Annotated in this window: 12 protein-coding genes; 9 read left to right on the plus strand and 3 right to left on the minus strand. The window is 57.2% G+C overall.

Going from position 1 to position 13101, the window contains the following annotated elements; genetic code table 11:
• Nucleotides 1-19 precede the first annotated feature (19 nt).
• From K5Y30_RS07140 to K5Y30_RS07155, 4 genes are all read left to right on the plus strand, one after another.
• Nucleotides 20-793: an SDR family oxidoreductase gene (locus tag K5Y30_RS07140; RefSeq protein WP_137385302.1), complete on the plus strand. Its 774-nt coding sequence runs from the start codon at nt 20-22 to the stop codon at nt 791-793.
• Nucleotides 794-872: 79 nt separating this feature from the next.
• A complete protein-coding gene (locus tag K5Y30_RS07145; protein ID WP_101762382.1) occupies nt 873-1727 on the plus strand; it encodes a co-chaperone YbbN in 855 nt (284 codons plus the stop codon).
• A 63-nt stretch (nt 1728-1790) separates the two neighbouring features.
• Nucleotides 1791-2705 (plus strand): SPFH domain-containing protein, encoded by a 915-nt coding sequence (locus K5Y30_RS07150; RefSeq protein ID WP_101762383.1) that lies wholly within the window; start codon nt 1791-1793, stop codon nt 2703-2705.
• The gene (locus K5Y30_RS07155; RefSeq protein WP_225614547.1) at nt 2702-3163 is read left to right on the plus strand and encodes an NfeD family protein; all 462 of its coding nucleotides are present in this window, start codon (nt 2702-2704) and stop codon (nt 3161-3163) included. The genes K5Y30_RS07150 and K5Y30_RS07155 overlap by 4 nt, the downstream gene beginning before the upstream one ends.
• Here K5Y30_RS07155 and cueR read toward each other — a convergent pair.
• On the minus strand, nt 3139-3555 hold the full coding sequence (gene cueR / locus K5Y30_RS07160; protein WP_101762384.1) for a Cu(I)-responsive transcriptional regulator: 417 nt from the start codon (nt 3553-3555) through the stop codon (nt 3139-3141). The two genes, K5Y30_RS07155 and cueR, sit on opposite strands and share 25 nt — an antisense overlap.
• 96 nt (nt 3556-3651) lie before the next feature.
• On the opposite strand from cueR, the gene copA reads away from it, so the two are divergent.
• From copA to ybaK, 3 genes are all read left to right on the plus strand, one after another.
• Complete coding sequence (gene copA, locus K5Y30_RS07165) at nt 3652-6171, plus strand: copper-exporting P-type ATPase CopA (protein ID WP_222210795.1); 2520 nt, start codon at nt 3652-3654, stop codon at nt 6169-6171.
• Between the two features lie 68 nt (nt 6172-6239).
• Nucleotides 6240-7040: a TraB/GumN family protein gene (locus K5Y30_RS07170; RefSeq protein ID WP_222210796.1), complete on the plus strand. Its 801-nt coding sequence runs from the start codon at nt 6240-6242 to the stop codon at nt 7038-7040.
• A 221-nt stretch (nt 7041-7261) separates the two neighbouring features.
• Entirely contained in the window at nt 7262-7741 is a 480-nt protein-coding gene (ybaK, locus tag K5Y30_RS07175; RefSeq protein WP_101762387.1) for a Cys-tRNA(Pro)/Cys-tRNA(Cys) deacylase YbaK, read from the plus strand.
• On the opposite strand, the gene K5Y30_RS07180 is transcribed toward ybaK, so the two are convergent.
• Nucleotides 7738-8607 (minus strand): LysR family transcriptional regulator, encoded by an 870-nt coding sequence (locus K5Y30_RS07180; RefSeq protein ID WP_222210797.1) that lies wholly within the window; start codon nt 8605-8607, stop codon nt 7738-7740. The two genes, ybaK and K5Y30_RS07180, sit on opposite strands and share 4 nt — an antisense overlap.
• Before the next feature lie 90 nt (nt 8608-8697).
• Between K5Y30_RS07180 and K5Y30_RS07185 the strand changes: the two genes are divergently transcribed.
• Nucleotides 8698-9129, plus strand: coding sequence for a multidrug/biocide efflux PACE transporter (locus K5Y30_RS07185; protein WP_192236693.1), 432 nt, complete (start codon nt 8698-8700; stop codon nt 9127-9129).
• A 50-nt stretch (nt 9130-9179) separates the two neighbouring features.
• On the opposite strand, the gene ushA is transcribed toward K5Y30_RS07185, so the two are convergent.
• Complete coding sequence (gene ushA, locus K5Y30_RS07190) at nt 9180-10931, minus strand: bifunctional UDP-sugar hydrolase/5'-nucleotidase UshA (RefSeq protein ID WP_222210798.1); 1752 nt, start codon at nt 10929-10931, stop codon at nt 9180-9182.
• 459 nt (nt 10932-11390) lie between these two features.
• Here ushA and ybaL point away from each other — a divergent pair, with 459 nt between their 5' ends.
• Nucleotides 11391-13079 carry a YbaL family putative K(+) efflux transporter gene (ybaL, locus tag K5Y30_RS07195; protein WP_101762391.1) on the plus strand — a complete coding sequence of 563 codons (1689 nt, stop codon included), beginning with the start codon at nt 11391-11393 and terminating at the stop codon, nt 13077-13079.
• Nucleotides 13080-13101 lie beyond the last annotated feature (22 nt).

The following is a 13101-nucleotide window of genomic DNA, read 5'->3' on the forward strand; positions in this document are numbered from 1 at the left end:
ATTTTTAACGGGTAAAGAAATGCAAAAAACAATTCTCATCACCGGCTGCTCGAGCGGCATTGGTTTGGTCGCCGCAAATGACCTTTTATCGCGCGGCTATCGCGTGCTGGCCGCCTGTCGCCGCGCCGACGATGTGGCGCGCATGGAAGCATTAGGATTTATTGGCGTGCAGCTCGATCTCGATGATGCCGCCAGCGTCGATGCCGCCGCCGATCGCGTGCTGGAACTCACCGATCATCGCCTGCACGCGCTGTTTAACAACGGCGGTTTTGGTCAATATGGGCCGCTCAGCAGCGTTTCGCGTCAGCAATTAGAGAAGCAATTTTCCACCAATCTGTTTGGCACTCATCAACTGACCATGCGCCTGCTGCCCGCGCTGCAAGCCAGCGGCAACGGACGCATCGTCAATACCAGTTCGGTACTGGGACTGATCTCGACGCCGGGGCGCGGCGCCTATGCCGCCAGCAAATGGGCGCTGGAAGCCTGGAGCGATGCGCTGCGTCTTGAAGTGCGCGACTCTGGCGTGCGCGTTAGCCTGATTGAACCGGGCCCGATAAGCACGCGTTTCACCGATAACGTGCATCAGGGCCAGCAGGATAAACCGGTACAAAATCCGGGCATCGCCGCGCGTTTCACGCTGCCGCCGGAAGCGATTTTGCCGAAGCTGCGCCACGCGTTAGAGAGCAAACATCCGCGCCTGCGCTATCCGGTAACGCTGGTGGCCTGGGCGATGAGCCTGCTGAAACGCCTGCTGCCAGGTTGGATACTGGATCGCATTTTGCGCAGCAACTAAGCTGCAACGCAGAATCAAACTTGAACCGGGGCAGCTTGCCCCCATATCCTCAACACACTTTCTGACAAGAGACGTATTCATGTCACACGCTTTGATTATCGACATCAACGAATCCAACCTGCAGCAGACCTTAGAACAGTCGATGCAGCTGCCGGTGCTGTTCTATTTCTGGTCCGAACGCAGTCAGCACTGTCTGGAACTGACGCCGGTGCTGGATCGCCTGGCGCAGGAGTATGCGGGTCAGTTTATTTTGGCGAAGCTGGATTGCGATAAAGAGCAGATGGTGGCATCGCAGTTCGGCCTGCGCTCGATCCCAACCGTTTATCTGTTCCAGAACGGTCAGCCGGTTGACGGCTTCCAGGGACCGCAGCCGGAAGAGGCGATTCGCGCTCTGCTGCAAAAAGTGTTGCCGCGTGAAGAAGAAGTTAAAGCGCAGCAGGCGATGCAATTGATGCACGAAGGCAAACCGCTGGAAGCGCTGCCGCTGCTGAAAGATGCGTGGCAGCTGAGCAACAAAAACAGCGAAATTGGCTTCCTGCTGGCAGAAGTGTTGATCACCCTGAACCGCAGCGACGAAGCAGAAACCGTGCTGGATGCGGTGCCGCTGCAGGATCAGGACACGCGCTATCAGAGCCTGATTTCGCAAATCGATCTGTTAAAGCAGGCCGCCGATACGCCAGAAATTCAGCTGTTGCAGGAGCAGTTAGCCAGCGATCCGACCAATGCCGAACTGGCTGCTAAACTGTCGTTACAGCTGCATCAGGTTGGCCGCAACGAGGAAGCGCTGGAGTTGTTGTTCAGCTTCCTGAAAAGCGATCTCAGCGTTGGTGACGGCCAGGTGCGTAAAATGTTCCAGGAAATTTTGGCCGCACTCGGCACCGGCGACACCCTCGCCACGCGCTATCGCCGCCAGCTTTACTCGCTGCTGTACTGATCGGTACCGCGCGTTAAACGGGCCGAACGACTCGGCCCGACAATCTGACAGCCAGGAGGTTATATGTTAACGGTCATTCCCGTCATCATTGTGCTCGCACTCGTTACCGTGTGGGCCGGTGTAAAAATTGTTCCACAAGGTTACCAGTGGACGGTAGAGCGCTTTGGCCGCTACACCAAAACCCTGGCGCCTGGCCTCAATTTGCTTGTGCCATTCATGGATCGTATTGGTCGCAAAATCAATATGATGGAACAGGTGCTCGATATCCCTTCCCAGGAAATCATCTCTAAAGACAACGCCAACGTCACCATTGATGCGGTGTGCTTTATTCAGGTTGTCGATCCGGCGCGCGCCGCCTACGAAGTCAGCAATCTTGAACTCTCGATCCTGAATCTGACCATGACCAATATCCGCACCGTGCTCGGCAGCATGGAGCTGGATGAGATGCTGTCGCAGCGCGACAACATCAACACGCGTCTGCTGCATATCGTTGATGAAGCCACCAATCCGTGGGGCGTGAAAATTACCCGTATCGAAATTCGTGACGTGCGCCCGCCGCAGGAGTTGATCGCCGCGATGAACGCGCAGATGAAGGCGGAACGCACCAAACGCGCCGATATCCTTGCCGCCGAAGGCGTACGTCAGGCGGCGATTTTGCGCGCCGAAGGGGACAAGCAGTCGCAGATCCTCAAAGCAGAAGGCGAACGCACCTCGGCCTTCCTGCAAGCTGAAGCGCGCGAGCGTCAGGCAGAAGCGGAAGCCACGGCGACGCGCATGGTCTCCGAGGCGATAGCCGCCGGTGATATTCAGGCGGTGAACTACTTTGTGGCGCAGAAATACACCGACGCGCTGCAAAAAATCGGCGAAGCCAACAACAGCAAAGTGGTGATGATGCCACTGGACGCCAGCAGCCTGCTCGGTTCAATTGCCGGTATCAGTGAATTGCTGAAGGAGAACCGGACGGAGCGCAGACCATGATCCTGATGGAGCTGATTGCGCATCCACACTGGTTCTGGCTGACGCTGGGCGGCCTGCTGTTGGCCGCCGAAATGCTCGGCACCAGCGGTTATCTGCTGTGGAGTGGCTTAGCCGCCGTCGCGGTGGCGCTGATTGAGTGGCTGTTTCCCATCTCATGGACCAACCAGGGCATTGTGTTTGCGGTGATGACGCTGCTGAGCGCGTTCTTCTGGCATCGCTGGATGCGCTATCGCGAATCGTCGCAGGTCGCCAACACGCTTAACCAGCGCGGCAACCAGTTAATGGGCATGCAGTTGACGCTGGATAACGCACTGAAAAACGGCCTTGGACACGTACGCATTGGCGACAGCAGCTGGCGCGTGCAGGCAGATAGCGACCTGCCGGCGGGCACGCCGGTGATTGTCACTGGCGTGGTCGGCATTACGCTGATGATTCAGCCGCGCTTTCCATCGGCGTGATGGCAGCAACCGGCCAGGTGATTGATGATCGGGCACTCTGCGCTGTCATCGCCGGGGCAAGCCTCCGCCAGTTCCAGCAAGCGCGCACGCATTGCATGTAACTCTTCGATGTGCGCAGCAATCTCGTCGGCTTTCTGCAAAGTGCGCGCTTTAACATCGGCGCTGTGGCGCGCGGGATCGTTGAACAGCGTCACCAGTTCACGGCACTCTTCCAGCGTAAATCCCACCTGACGCGCCTGGCGCAGCAGATTCAGCTCATCAATATGATGCGCCGCGTAATGGCGATAGCCATTGTCACCGCGCGATGGCGGCGTCACCACGCCCTTCTCTTCGTAGAAGCGAATCGCTTTGCTGGTGAGTCCGGTTTTTTTTGCAACATCGCTGATGTTCATCTTTCCCCCTTGACCTTCCATTCAGGGGAAGGTTTAGGCTGTAGTTCTAATGCAAATTTTGCATGCAGTCAAAATCATTAGCCTGAGGAGTACACCATGTCACATACCCAACTGCTGGCGCTGGACGGCTTGTCCTGTGGCCACTGTGTAAAACGCGTCAAAGAAGCGCTGGAGCAGCGCAGCGATGTTGAACAGGCGGACGTCACGCAGCAAGAAGCGCGCGTGACCGGTGCGGCGAGCGCCAGCGATCTGATCGCTACGGTTGAACAAGCCGGTTATCACGCGGTGCTGAAAGACGGCGCAGCCAGCCCAAAGCCTGATCCGTTGACAGCTACAGAGCCGCCGCCGGAGGCGCTGACAACGGAGTCGCAACCGGCACAATCCACTGAAGCTGAGCTTCCTGTGCATCATTTACTGATTGGCGGCATGAGCTGCGCCAGCTGCGTAAGCCGCGTGGAACAGGCGCTGCAAAAAGTGCCGGGCGTCAGCCAGGCACGCGTCAATCTCGGTGAGCGCAGCGCGCTGATCATGGGTGATGCAAGCGCCGAAGCGCTGGTGAGCGCGGTCGATCAGGCAGGTTATTCCGCCGAAGTGATCGAGGATGAACAAACCCGCCGCGAACGCCAGCAGGTTAGCGCGCAGCACGCTATGCGCCGTTTTAGCTGGCAATCAGCGCTGGCGTTGCTGCTCGGCGTGCCGATGATGATTTGGGGCATGCTCGGCGACAACATGATGCTGAGCGCAGATAACCAAACGCTGTGGCGCACACTCGGCGTGATTACCTTGCTGGTGATGGTGATGGCCGGCGGCCACTTCTATCGCAGCGCGTGGCGCAGTTTGCGTCACGGCACAGCCACCATGGATACGCTGGTGGCGCTGGGAACCGGCGCGGCGTGGCTCTATTCGATGAGCGTCGCCCTTTGGCCCGAATTCTTCCCGCATCAGGCGCGTCATCTCTATTTTGAAGCCAGCGTGATGATCGTTGGCCTGATCAATCTCGGCCACGCGCTGGAGCAGCGCGCACGCCAGCGCGCCTCGCAGGCGCTGGAACGATTACTGGATTTAACCCCGGCGCAGGCGCGGGTCATCAGCGATCAGGGTGAAACGCTGTTGCCGCTCAGCGAGGTTAAGTCCGGCATGACGCTGAAGCTGGTCACTGGCGATCGCGTACCGGTGGACGGTGAGGTCGCCAGCGGTGAAGCCTGGCTGGATGAAGCGATGCTGACCGGTGAAGCAGTGCCGCAGGCCAAACAGCCGGGAGATAAAATCTTTGCCGGTACGCTGGTACAAGACGGCACGCTGCACTTTGTGGCGCGCGCCATCGGCAGCCACACCACGTTGGCGCGCATTATCAATCTGGTGCGTCAGGCGCAAAGCAGCAAACCGGATATTGGCCGACTGGCGGATCGCATCTCCGCCGTATTTGTGCCGGTGGTGGTGGCGATTGCGCTGCTGAGCGGGGTGATTTGGTATCTGGCGGGTCCGCAGCCGCAGTTGGCTTACACGCTGGTAATTGTCACCACGGTGCTGATCATCGCCTGCCCTTGCGCTTTGGGTTTAGCAACGCCGATGTCAGTGATTGCGGGCGTCGGGCGCGCCGCAGAGTTGGGCGTGCTGGTGCGTGACGCCGATGCGCTGCAGCGGGCCAGCGAAGTCGATACTATCGTGTTCGATAAAACCGGCACCCTGACGCGCGGCACGCCGCAGGTCAGCGATGTGTTGTTGTATGGCGACTGGAATCGCGAGCAGGTGCTCAGCGCGGCGGCGCAGATGGAGCAAGGCTCCAGCCATCCGCTCGCCAAAGCGATTCTTGAGGCTGCGCCTGCGGTGAGCACCGAAGCGGTTAAGCAATTTCGTACAATACGCGGCAAAGGCATCAGCGCTACAGTCGCCGACAGAACGCTGCTGCTGGGAAATCAGGCGCTGCTGAATGAGCAGCAGATTGATTACCGCGCCGCGCAGAATGATATCGAGCGCTTCGCCGCACAAGGCGCAACGCCGGTGCTGCTGGCCGACAATCAGCAACTGCTGGGATTGATCGCGCTGCGTGACAGCTTGCGTCCCGAGAGCAAAGCGGCGCTGCAGCGTCTGCATCAGCAAGGTTATCGCCTGATTATGTTGACCGGCGATCACCAGAAAACCGCGCAGGCGATTGCCGCCGAAGCGGGTATTGATGAAGTGATTGCCGGCGTGTTGCCGGATGGCAAAGCGCAGGCGATTAAGCAGCTACAGCAGCAAGGTCGCAAAGTGGTGATGGTCGGCGACGGCATTAATGATGCGCCCGCGCTGGCGCAGGCGGATGTCGGCATTGCGATGGGCGGCGGCAGCGATGTGGCGGTAGAAACCGCCGCCATGACGCTGATGCGCAACGATCTGCACTGCGTCGCCGATGCGCTGTCGATCTCCAGCGCTACGCTGCGCAATATGCGGCAAAATCTGTTGGGCGCCTTTATCTACAACAGCCTCGGGATTCCCATTGCGGCCGGCGTGCTCTATCCGTTTACCGGCATGCTGCTGAGCCCGATTGTCGCGGGCGCGGCGATGGCGCTGTCATCCATTACCGTGGTGAGCAACGCTAACCGTTTGTTGCGCTTCAAGCCCGCGCAACGGCAATAGCCATTCCAGCCCTGTTTTTCATGAGATGAAATCGCTAGCATGGTTTTTTGCCTTAAAAAGGACAGGGAATGAGACACGGTCTGTGGCACAGCATCCAACAACGGATCGCGACCCTTTTTCCGGCCAGTTACAGCTGGCCGGCCATGGATATTCAGCTGGGCGATCGTCGTTTGCATTTGGCGGGCAGCATTCACATGGGCACGCGCGATATGCAGCCGCTGCCTGCCGGGCTATTGCGCCAGCTGCATAAAGCCGACGCGCTGATTGTCGAAGCCGATATCACTCAAGGCGAATCGCCGTTCAGCAATGATGATGAACATCCGCCGCTGGCCACGCGACTCGACGACGACGTGCTGCAGCGCTTGCAGGCCTTGTGCGATGAGCTTTCGCTGTCACTGAGCCTGTTCGATACGCTGCCGTTCTGGCAGATCGCGCTGATGTTGCAGGCGCAACAGGCGCAGCGGCTGGGATTACGTCCGCAGTTTGGTATCGATTATCAGCTGTTGCAGGCGGCCAAAGCGGCCAACAAACGCATTATCGAGCTGGAAGGTCCGGAAACGCAGATCGCCCTGCTGAAATCGCTGCCGCAGGATGGTTTGCCGCTGTTGCTGGATACGCTGGAACACTGGCACACCAACGCGCGCCTGCTGCAAACCATGATCAGCTGGTGGCTGGATGCGCCGCCCACCCAGCAACCGGTGGCGCTGCCGACCACCTTTAGCAGCGAGCTGAACGACACGCTGATGCGCAACCGCAACCAGCACTGGCGCGAGCTGCTGCTGGCGTTACCGAAAGGGCGTTATGTGGTGGCGGTGGGCGCACTGCATCTGTATGGCGATGATAATTTGCCGGGACTGCTCAAAGGATAAAGTAGGGTCGCCATTTATGGCGACCTACATTCCAATTACGCACAAACACAAAAAAAGAAGGCCAATAATAATATTGGCCCGTCAAAGAGGAATTTGTTTATGATTTTGGTTATCACCAACAATCTCTTGCTGGCGCGGGCCAATTCTCGCGCAAAGTTCAGAATTTCGCCACTGTTTTTCCATCAAAACTGAAATAAGAATTTTCCTAACAAGGACCGATCATGACGCCCGCGGTAAAACTTCTGGAAAAACAAAAAGTCACCTTTACCCTGCATCCCTACGACCACGATAGCCACGAAACCAATTTTGGCGACGAAGCGGTGCGTAAGCTTAATCTGGATGCGCGCCAGGTGTTCAAAACCTTGCTGGTATCGCTCAACGGCGATGCTAAAGCGCTGGCGGTTGCGGTAACGCCGGTCTCAACCCAATTGGATCTAAAAAAGGTCGCCAAAGCGCTAGGCGCCAAGAAAGCGGATATGGCCGATCCGCAGCTGGCACAGCGCGTGACCGGTTATCTGGTAGGCGGCATTAGCCCACTGGGACAGAAAAAGCGTCTGCCAACGGTGATCGATCAGCAGGCAGCGGAGTTTGCCACCATCTTTATCTCCGGCGGCAAACGCGGGCTGGATATCGAGCTGGCCGCGCAAGATTTGTCTCGCCTGCTGGATGCGCCGCTGGCCGACGTCGCACGGCGCGATTAGTCGGGCTGCTGGGCGCAGAGTTGATCGATCATCCAGCGCCCGGCCGGTCCCGGCGGATTACGCCGCGACCACACCACATCAACCGCGATATGCTGCGGCCAGCCCGGCACCGGCAACTCCTTCAACACCTGATGACCAAACTGCTCCACCAGCCAGCGCGGTAATATACTCCAGCCAAAACCCTGCTCCGCCATCTCTAACAGCAATAAATAAGATGGCGCCGACCACACGCGTCCGGCGGGCAAGGGATCGCGATTTTGTACCCAGGTATTGAGCCGCAGATGCCGCAACTCACCTAACTGCCCCTCACTCACCTGCTGGAGCTGCGACAGCGCATGATCCTGATGAAGGTAAATCGCCATCTGCGCCCCCACTTGCAAGCGTGCCACCGCCAAATCCGGCGGCAATTGTGGCTGCGCCCGCACCACGCCAAGGTGCACACGCCCGGCTTGTATCAAATCTAATGCATCAGCATCCTCGGCGATCATGCACTCAAAATCGATATCTGGATAACGCACCTCAAACCGGTTAAGCAGATTTTCATGGTGATCCGCTTGCCAAAAATCGGAGATCGCCAGGCTAAGGCGCGGTTCTACGCCCTGCGACAAGCGTACTGCCAGCTCATCCAGCCGCTGGCTGGCGGCCAGAATCTGCTGCACTTGCGCAAACGCGCGCTGGCCATGCTCGGTCAATATCGGATTACGTCCGCTGCGATCAAACAGCGTGAAACCCAGATCGTCTTCCAGATTAGCGATCGCGTTACTGATGGTGGACTGGCTTTTAGACAACGCGCGCGCCGCCGCCGAAAAGGATCCGCTGGCCACGGTTTGCACAAATGCCTCAAGGGATTCCGGGGAATATTTCATGTTGAACCATCGCTTTTATCGATAGGTGATCATTTTATCTTAGCATCACCCAGTGCGAAAATAGGGGTTATCACCAATAAGGAGGTTTATATGCGTACCCGTTCGCTGAAAGAACGTTTTTGTCATGCCGCAGGCTTTGAAGGGTTAGCACTTATCACTGTTGCGCCGCTGGCTGCCTGGATCATGGAGAAACCGCTGTTTCAGATGGGCGCGCTGGCGATTATGCTGTCGACCGTCGCCATGCTGTGGAACATGATCTATAACACCGGCTTTGATCGCATCTGGCCGCCGCAGGTGAAACGCGGATTCGGTTTACGCGCCATGCATGCGCTAGGCTTTGAAGGCGGTTTTATCCTGATTGGCTTGCCGATTGCCGCCTGGATGCTGAATATTTCGCTGCTGGAAGCCTTTGTGCTAGAAGTGGCGTTCTTCCTGTTCTTCCTGCCCTATACCATGGTTTACAACTGGATGTGGGATAAGTTGCGCCACCGTTGGGTGACGCAGAAATCCTGTCGGGCCTGATGTGCATATAAAAAGTGGTCGCCATAAATGGCGACCTACGAGCGCAGAGTTCAATGTTGTGCGGCGCGCGGCCAGATCCACGCCAGAATCATTTGCGGGTAGCTTGGTTTGCGTTGCTTCTCCAGCGCTTTGTTGCGCTCTTCAATTTGTGCTGCCGTCAGATGCACAATCCCGCCAGGTTGATAATCCGCTACCTTCAGCGGTGAATGCTGGCTGACATAATCACGCAGCACATCCGCATCGCGCTGCCCGCTGTTGCTGAAGCCAGCATGGGTTTCAATGTTCGGATAACCATCGCCGCCGCTGGCGTTAAAGCTGTTAGTCGCCATGCGGTAGGTTTTATCCTTTTGCAGCGGTTCGCCATTAATCTTCACGTCGCTAACGCCTTTACCATCCGCCACCAGGCTGATGTTGCTGAACTGCGCGAAGCCGCCGGAGTCCACTTTAATATTGGCAACCGTCGCCAGATAATTCATCACTTCATTACCCTTCAGCGTCACCGACACCACCTGATTGCCAAACGGCTGCACCTGCAACAAATCGCGCCAGCTGAGATTGCCTGGCGCCAGCGAAGTGCGAATGCCACCGCCGCTCATCACCGCAAAGTCCGCTTTGGTCGCCGCCATTTGGGCGCGCAAAATTAGCTGCCCAAGATTGGTCTGCTCAAAGCGTACCTTGTCGCGCTCACCGACAAACACGCCGTCGCTGCTGCCGACTTTGACATCCAGTTTCTTGCCAGCACGCAGTTGATACGGCGTTAACAGCTTCATCATCGCGCTGTTTTTCGGGATCTCTTCCTGCCAGGTAAGCCAGGATTCGCTGCCATCAAGATTCTTTACTTTATGCTTGAGGTTGACCGGGATCAGCTGGTAATTCTCCAGCGTCAGCTCACCATTGCGGAAGGTGAAGTCGCCGCGCCCAACAAATTTGCCCCACTCTTTTGCCTGCATGATCCACACGCCGTTTTGCCGATCCGGCTGGCAGGGCTGGCCTGGCTGATAATCTTTTACGCTGACGTTCTCTTTCTCCATGCACACCGCATCCTGCGAATGGCCGCCAATGATCACGTTGATGGTACCCGGCGGCAGGCTACGCGCCAGCTCCACGTCACCCGGCGCATTGCTGCCGTGCTGACCGTCGTCGTAGTGACCCATGTGTGTCAGCGCGATGATGACATCAGGCTTTTCGCTGGCGCGTAGTTCCGCCACCGCTTTTTCGGTCTCTTTCACCGGATCGCGAATATCAATCGTTGCAATGTTTTCCGGATTGGCGATGCGCAGCGTGTCGGTGGTGGTCAGGCCGATCACTGCAATCTTCAGCCCCATGCGGTTAAAGGTTGCCCACGGCTTAAATAAGCGCGTGTCGGTGCCTTTTTGATAGATGTTAGCTGAAAGGAACGGAAACTTGGCCCACTTCTGCTGCTTTTGCAGCACGCTCAGCGGTTTATCGAATTCGTGGTTGCCCAGCGCCATGGCGTCATAGCCCACCAGGTTCATGCCGCGAATGTCGGGTTCAGCATCCAGCATGTCTGACTCTGGCACGCCGGTGTTCACATCGCCCGCCGACAGGATCAGCGCGCCGCCGCCTTTGGCCTGCACATCATAGCGCTGTTGATCCATCAGGGTTTTCTGTGCGGCGAGGCCATATTCGCCCTGCGCGTTGGGCCAGTAACGTCCGTGATGATCGTTGGTGTGCAGAATGCTGAAACGATAACTGCGATCCGTTTGCCACGCCTGCGCCAGCATCGGCAGCAGTAACACTGTCAGCGCCAGCCAGCGCCCTTTTCGCGGTGATAAAAACAAAGTCGATCTCCTTATTCTGCGTTTTTCCACTTAGCGGTGGACATAATGTGCGTTATCGCCCTTCTGTGTCGCACAGATGGCTGGCTAACTCAAGATGAAACACGCATTGCATCATGGCACAGCGTGACGACCAGCATTTTTAAATTCGCTTCTCGCTGGGACTGACAACCCAATTCTACACCTGGCGGTGACTTTATCGACTTAGGACCGCTTTAACCGTAACAACCCCTGCTGCGAAGCCAATTTCCCACTGCAACTATTTTTTCCGCGCCACCCTTCATTCTGCGTATTTCCAGCCGATATCGTGAGATAACTGACGAAAATGGAGCTTCAGCTGCGTTTTAGTCTCATTTTTTCAATTTAGTGGGCTTTAACCGCTCAAATGTTTAAACGCGGTGAGTGATTGTGCATTACACTAGGTTGTTACAAGCGGATACATTTGCACACAAGGAGACAGGCATGCATCACACCACACCGTTGATCACTACCATTGTCGGGGGACTGGTCCTCGCATTTCTCCTTGGTATGCTGGCAAACCGCCTGCGCATCTCACCGCTGGTCGGTTATCTTCTGGCTGGCGTCCTGGCCGGCCCTTTCACGCCAGGCTTTGTCGCGGATACCAACCTTGCCCCTGAACTGGCTGAACTCGGCGTTATTCTGCTGATGTTCGGCGTCGGTTTGCACTTCTCGCTGAAGGATTTGATGTCGGTAAAGTCCATCGCCATTCCTGGCGCCATCGCGCAAATCGCCGTGGCGACGCTGCTGGGAATGGGACTTTCCTGGACAATGGGCTGGTCGTGGATGACCGGCCTGGTATTTGGTTTGTGTCTTTCCACCGCCAGTACCGTGGTGCTGCTGCGCGCATTGGAAGAGCGACAGCTGATTGATAGCCAGCGCGGGCAAATCGCCATTGGCTGGTTGATCGTGGAAGATTTGGTGATGGTGCTGACGCTGGTGCTGCTGCCAGCCATCGCCGGCATGCTGGAACAGGGCAACGCCAGCCCAACGCTGCTGTTGTGGGATCTGCTGCTGACCATCGGTAAAGTCGTCGCCTTTATGGTGCTGATGATGGTGGTGGGCCGTCGCGTGGTGCCGTGGATTCTGGCAAAAAGTGCCGCGACCGGTTCGCGAGAGCTGTTTACTCTTGCGGTGTTAGCGCTGGCGCTCGGTATCGCCTTTGGCGCCGTCGAATTCTTTGATGTCTCCTTCGCCCTCGGTGCCTTCTTTGCCGGCATGGTGCTGAACGAATCTGAACTTAGCCACCGCGCGGCGCACGATACCTTGCCGTTGCGCGATGCCTTCGCCGTCCTGTTCTTTGTGTCCGTCGGCATGCTGTTTGATCCGATGATCCTGATTGAGCAACCGCTGGCGGTGCTTGGCGCGCTGGCGATTATCGTGCTGGGTAAATCTATTGCTGCCTGGCTGCTGGTGACGCTGCTTGGCCATTCACGTCGTACCGCGATGACCATTTCGGTGAGCCTGGCGCAGATTGGTGAATTCGCCTTTATTCTCGCCGGTCTCGGCATCTCGCTCGGCATGCTGAGCGAGGAAGGCCGCAATCTGGTGCTGGCGGCGGCGATTCTCTCCATCATGCTTAACCCGATTCTGTTTAGCGTGCTGGAACGTTACCTCGACAAAACCGAAACCATCGAAGAGCAGACGCTGGAAGAAGCTATCGAAGAAGAGAAGCAGATTCCGGTGGATATCTGCAATCACGCGGTTTTGGTCGGTTATGGCCGCGTCGGCAGCCTGCTGGGACAAAAGTTGATGGAAGCGGATGTGCCGCTGGTGGTGGTTGAGAACTCGCGCCCGCGCGTTGAAGCACTGCGCGAGCAAGGGATCAAAGCGGTGCTGGGCAATGCGGCGCGCGTGGATACCATGGAATTAGCGCGCCTCGACTGCGCCCGCTGGCTGCTGCTGACCATTCCCAATGGCTACGAAGCCGGTGAAGTGGTGACGGCAGCGCGCGAGAAGCGTCCGGATATTGAGATTATTGCGCGTGCGCATTATGACGATGAAGTGACCTACATTATGGAGCGCGGCGCGAATCGCGTGGTGATGGGCGAACGTGAGATCGCTAACAGCATGTTGCATGTGCTGGAAGAAGAGATTGCGCAGAACCCGATTGTGCGTGAGTGCCCGATTTAAGTGAGTGCGGTCATTGGGAAGG

Source organism: Pantoea sp. DY-5 (genome assembly GCF_019795955.1).
Lineage (GTDB): Bacteria > Pseudomonadota > Gammaproteobacteria > Enterobacterales > Enterobacteriaceae > Pantoea > Pantoea leporis.

What these genes read in the sequence shown, in the direction of transcription:
- K5Y30_RS07140 (WP_137385302.1), top strand. Translation starts at nt 20, where the DNA reads ATGCAAAAAACAATTCTCATCACCGGCTGCTCGAGCGGCATTGGTTTG.
- K5Y30_RS07145 (WP_101762382.1), top strand. Translation starts at nt 873, where the DNA reads ATGTCACACGCTTTGATTATCGACATCAACGAATCCAACCTGCAGCAG.
- K5Y30_RS07150 (WP_101762383.1), top strand. Translation starts at nt 1,791, where the DNA reads ATGTTAACGGTCATTCCCGTCATCATTGTGCTCGCACTCGTTACCGTG.
- K5Y30_RS07155 (WP_225614547.1), top strand. Translation starts at nt 2,702, where the DNA reads ATGATCCTGATGGAGCTGATTGCGCATCCACACTGGTTCTGGCTGACG.
- cueR (WP_101762384.1), bottom strand. Translation starts at nt 3,555, where the DNA reads ATGAACATCAGCGATGTTGCAAAAAAAACCGGACTCACCAGCAAAGCG.
- copA (WP_222210795.1), top strand. Translation starts at nt 3,652, where the DNA reads ATGTCACATACCCAACTGCTGGCGCTGGACGGCTTGTCCTGTGGCCAC.
- K5Y30_RS07170 (WP_222210796.1), top strand. Translation starts at nt 6,240, where the DNA reads ATGAGACACGGTCTGTGGCACAGCATCCAACAACGGATCGCGACCCTT.
- ybaK (WP_101762387.1), top strand. Translation starts at nt 7,262, where the DNA reads ATGACGCCCGCGGTAAAACTTCTGGAAAAACAAAAAGTCACCTTTACC.
- K5Y30_RS07180 (WP_222210797.1), bottom strand. Translation starts at nt 8,607, where the DNA reads ATGAAATATTCCCCGGAATCCCTTGAGGCATTTGTGCAAACCGTGGCC.
- K5Y30_RS07185 (WP_192236693.1), top strand. Translation starts at nt 8,698, where the DNA reads ATGCGTACCCGTTCGCTGAAAGAACGTTTTTGTCATGCCGCAGGCTTT.
- ybaL (WP_101762391.1), top strand. Translation starts at nt 11,391, where the DNA reads ATGCATCACACCACACCGTTGATCACTACCATTGTCGGGGGACTGGTC.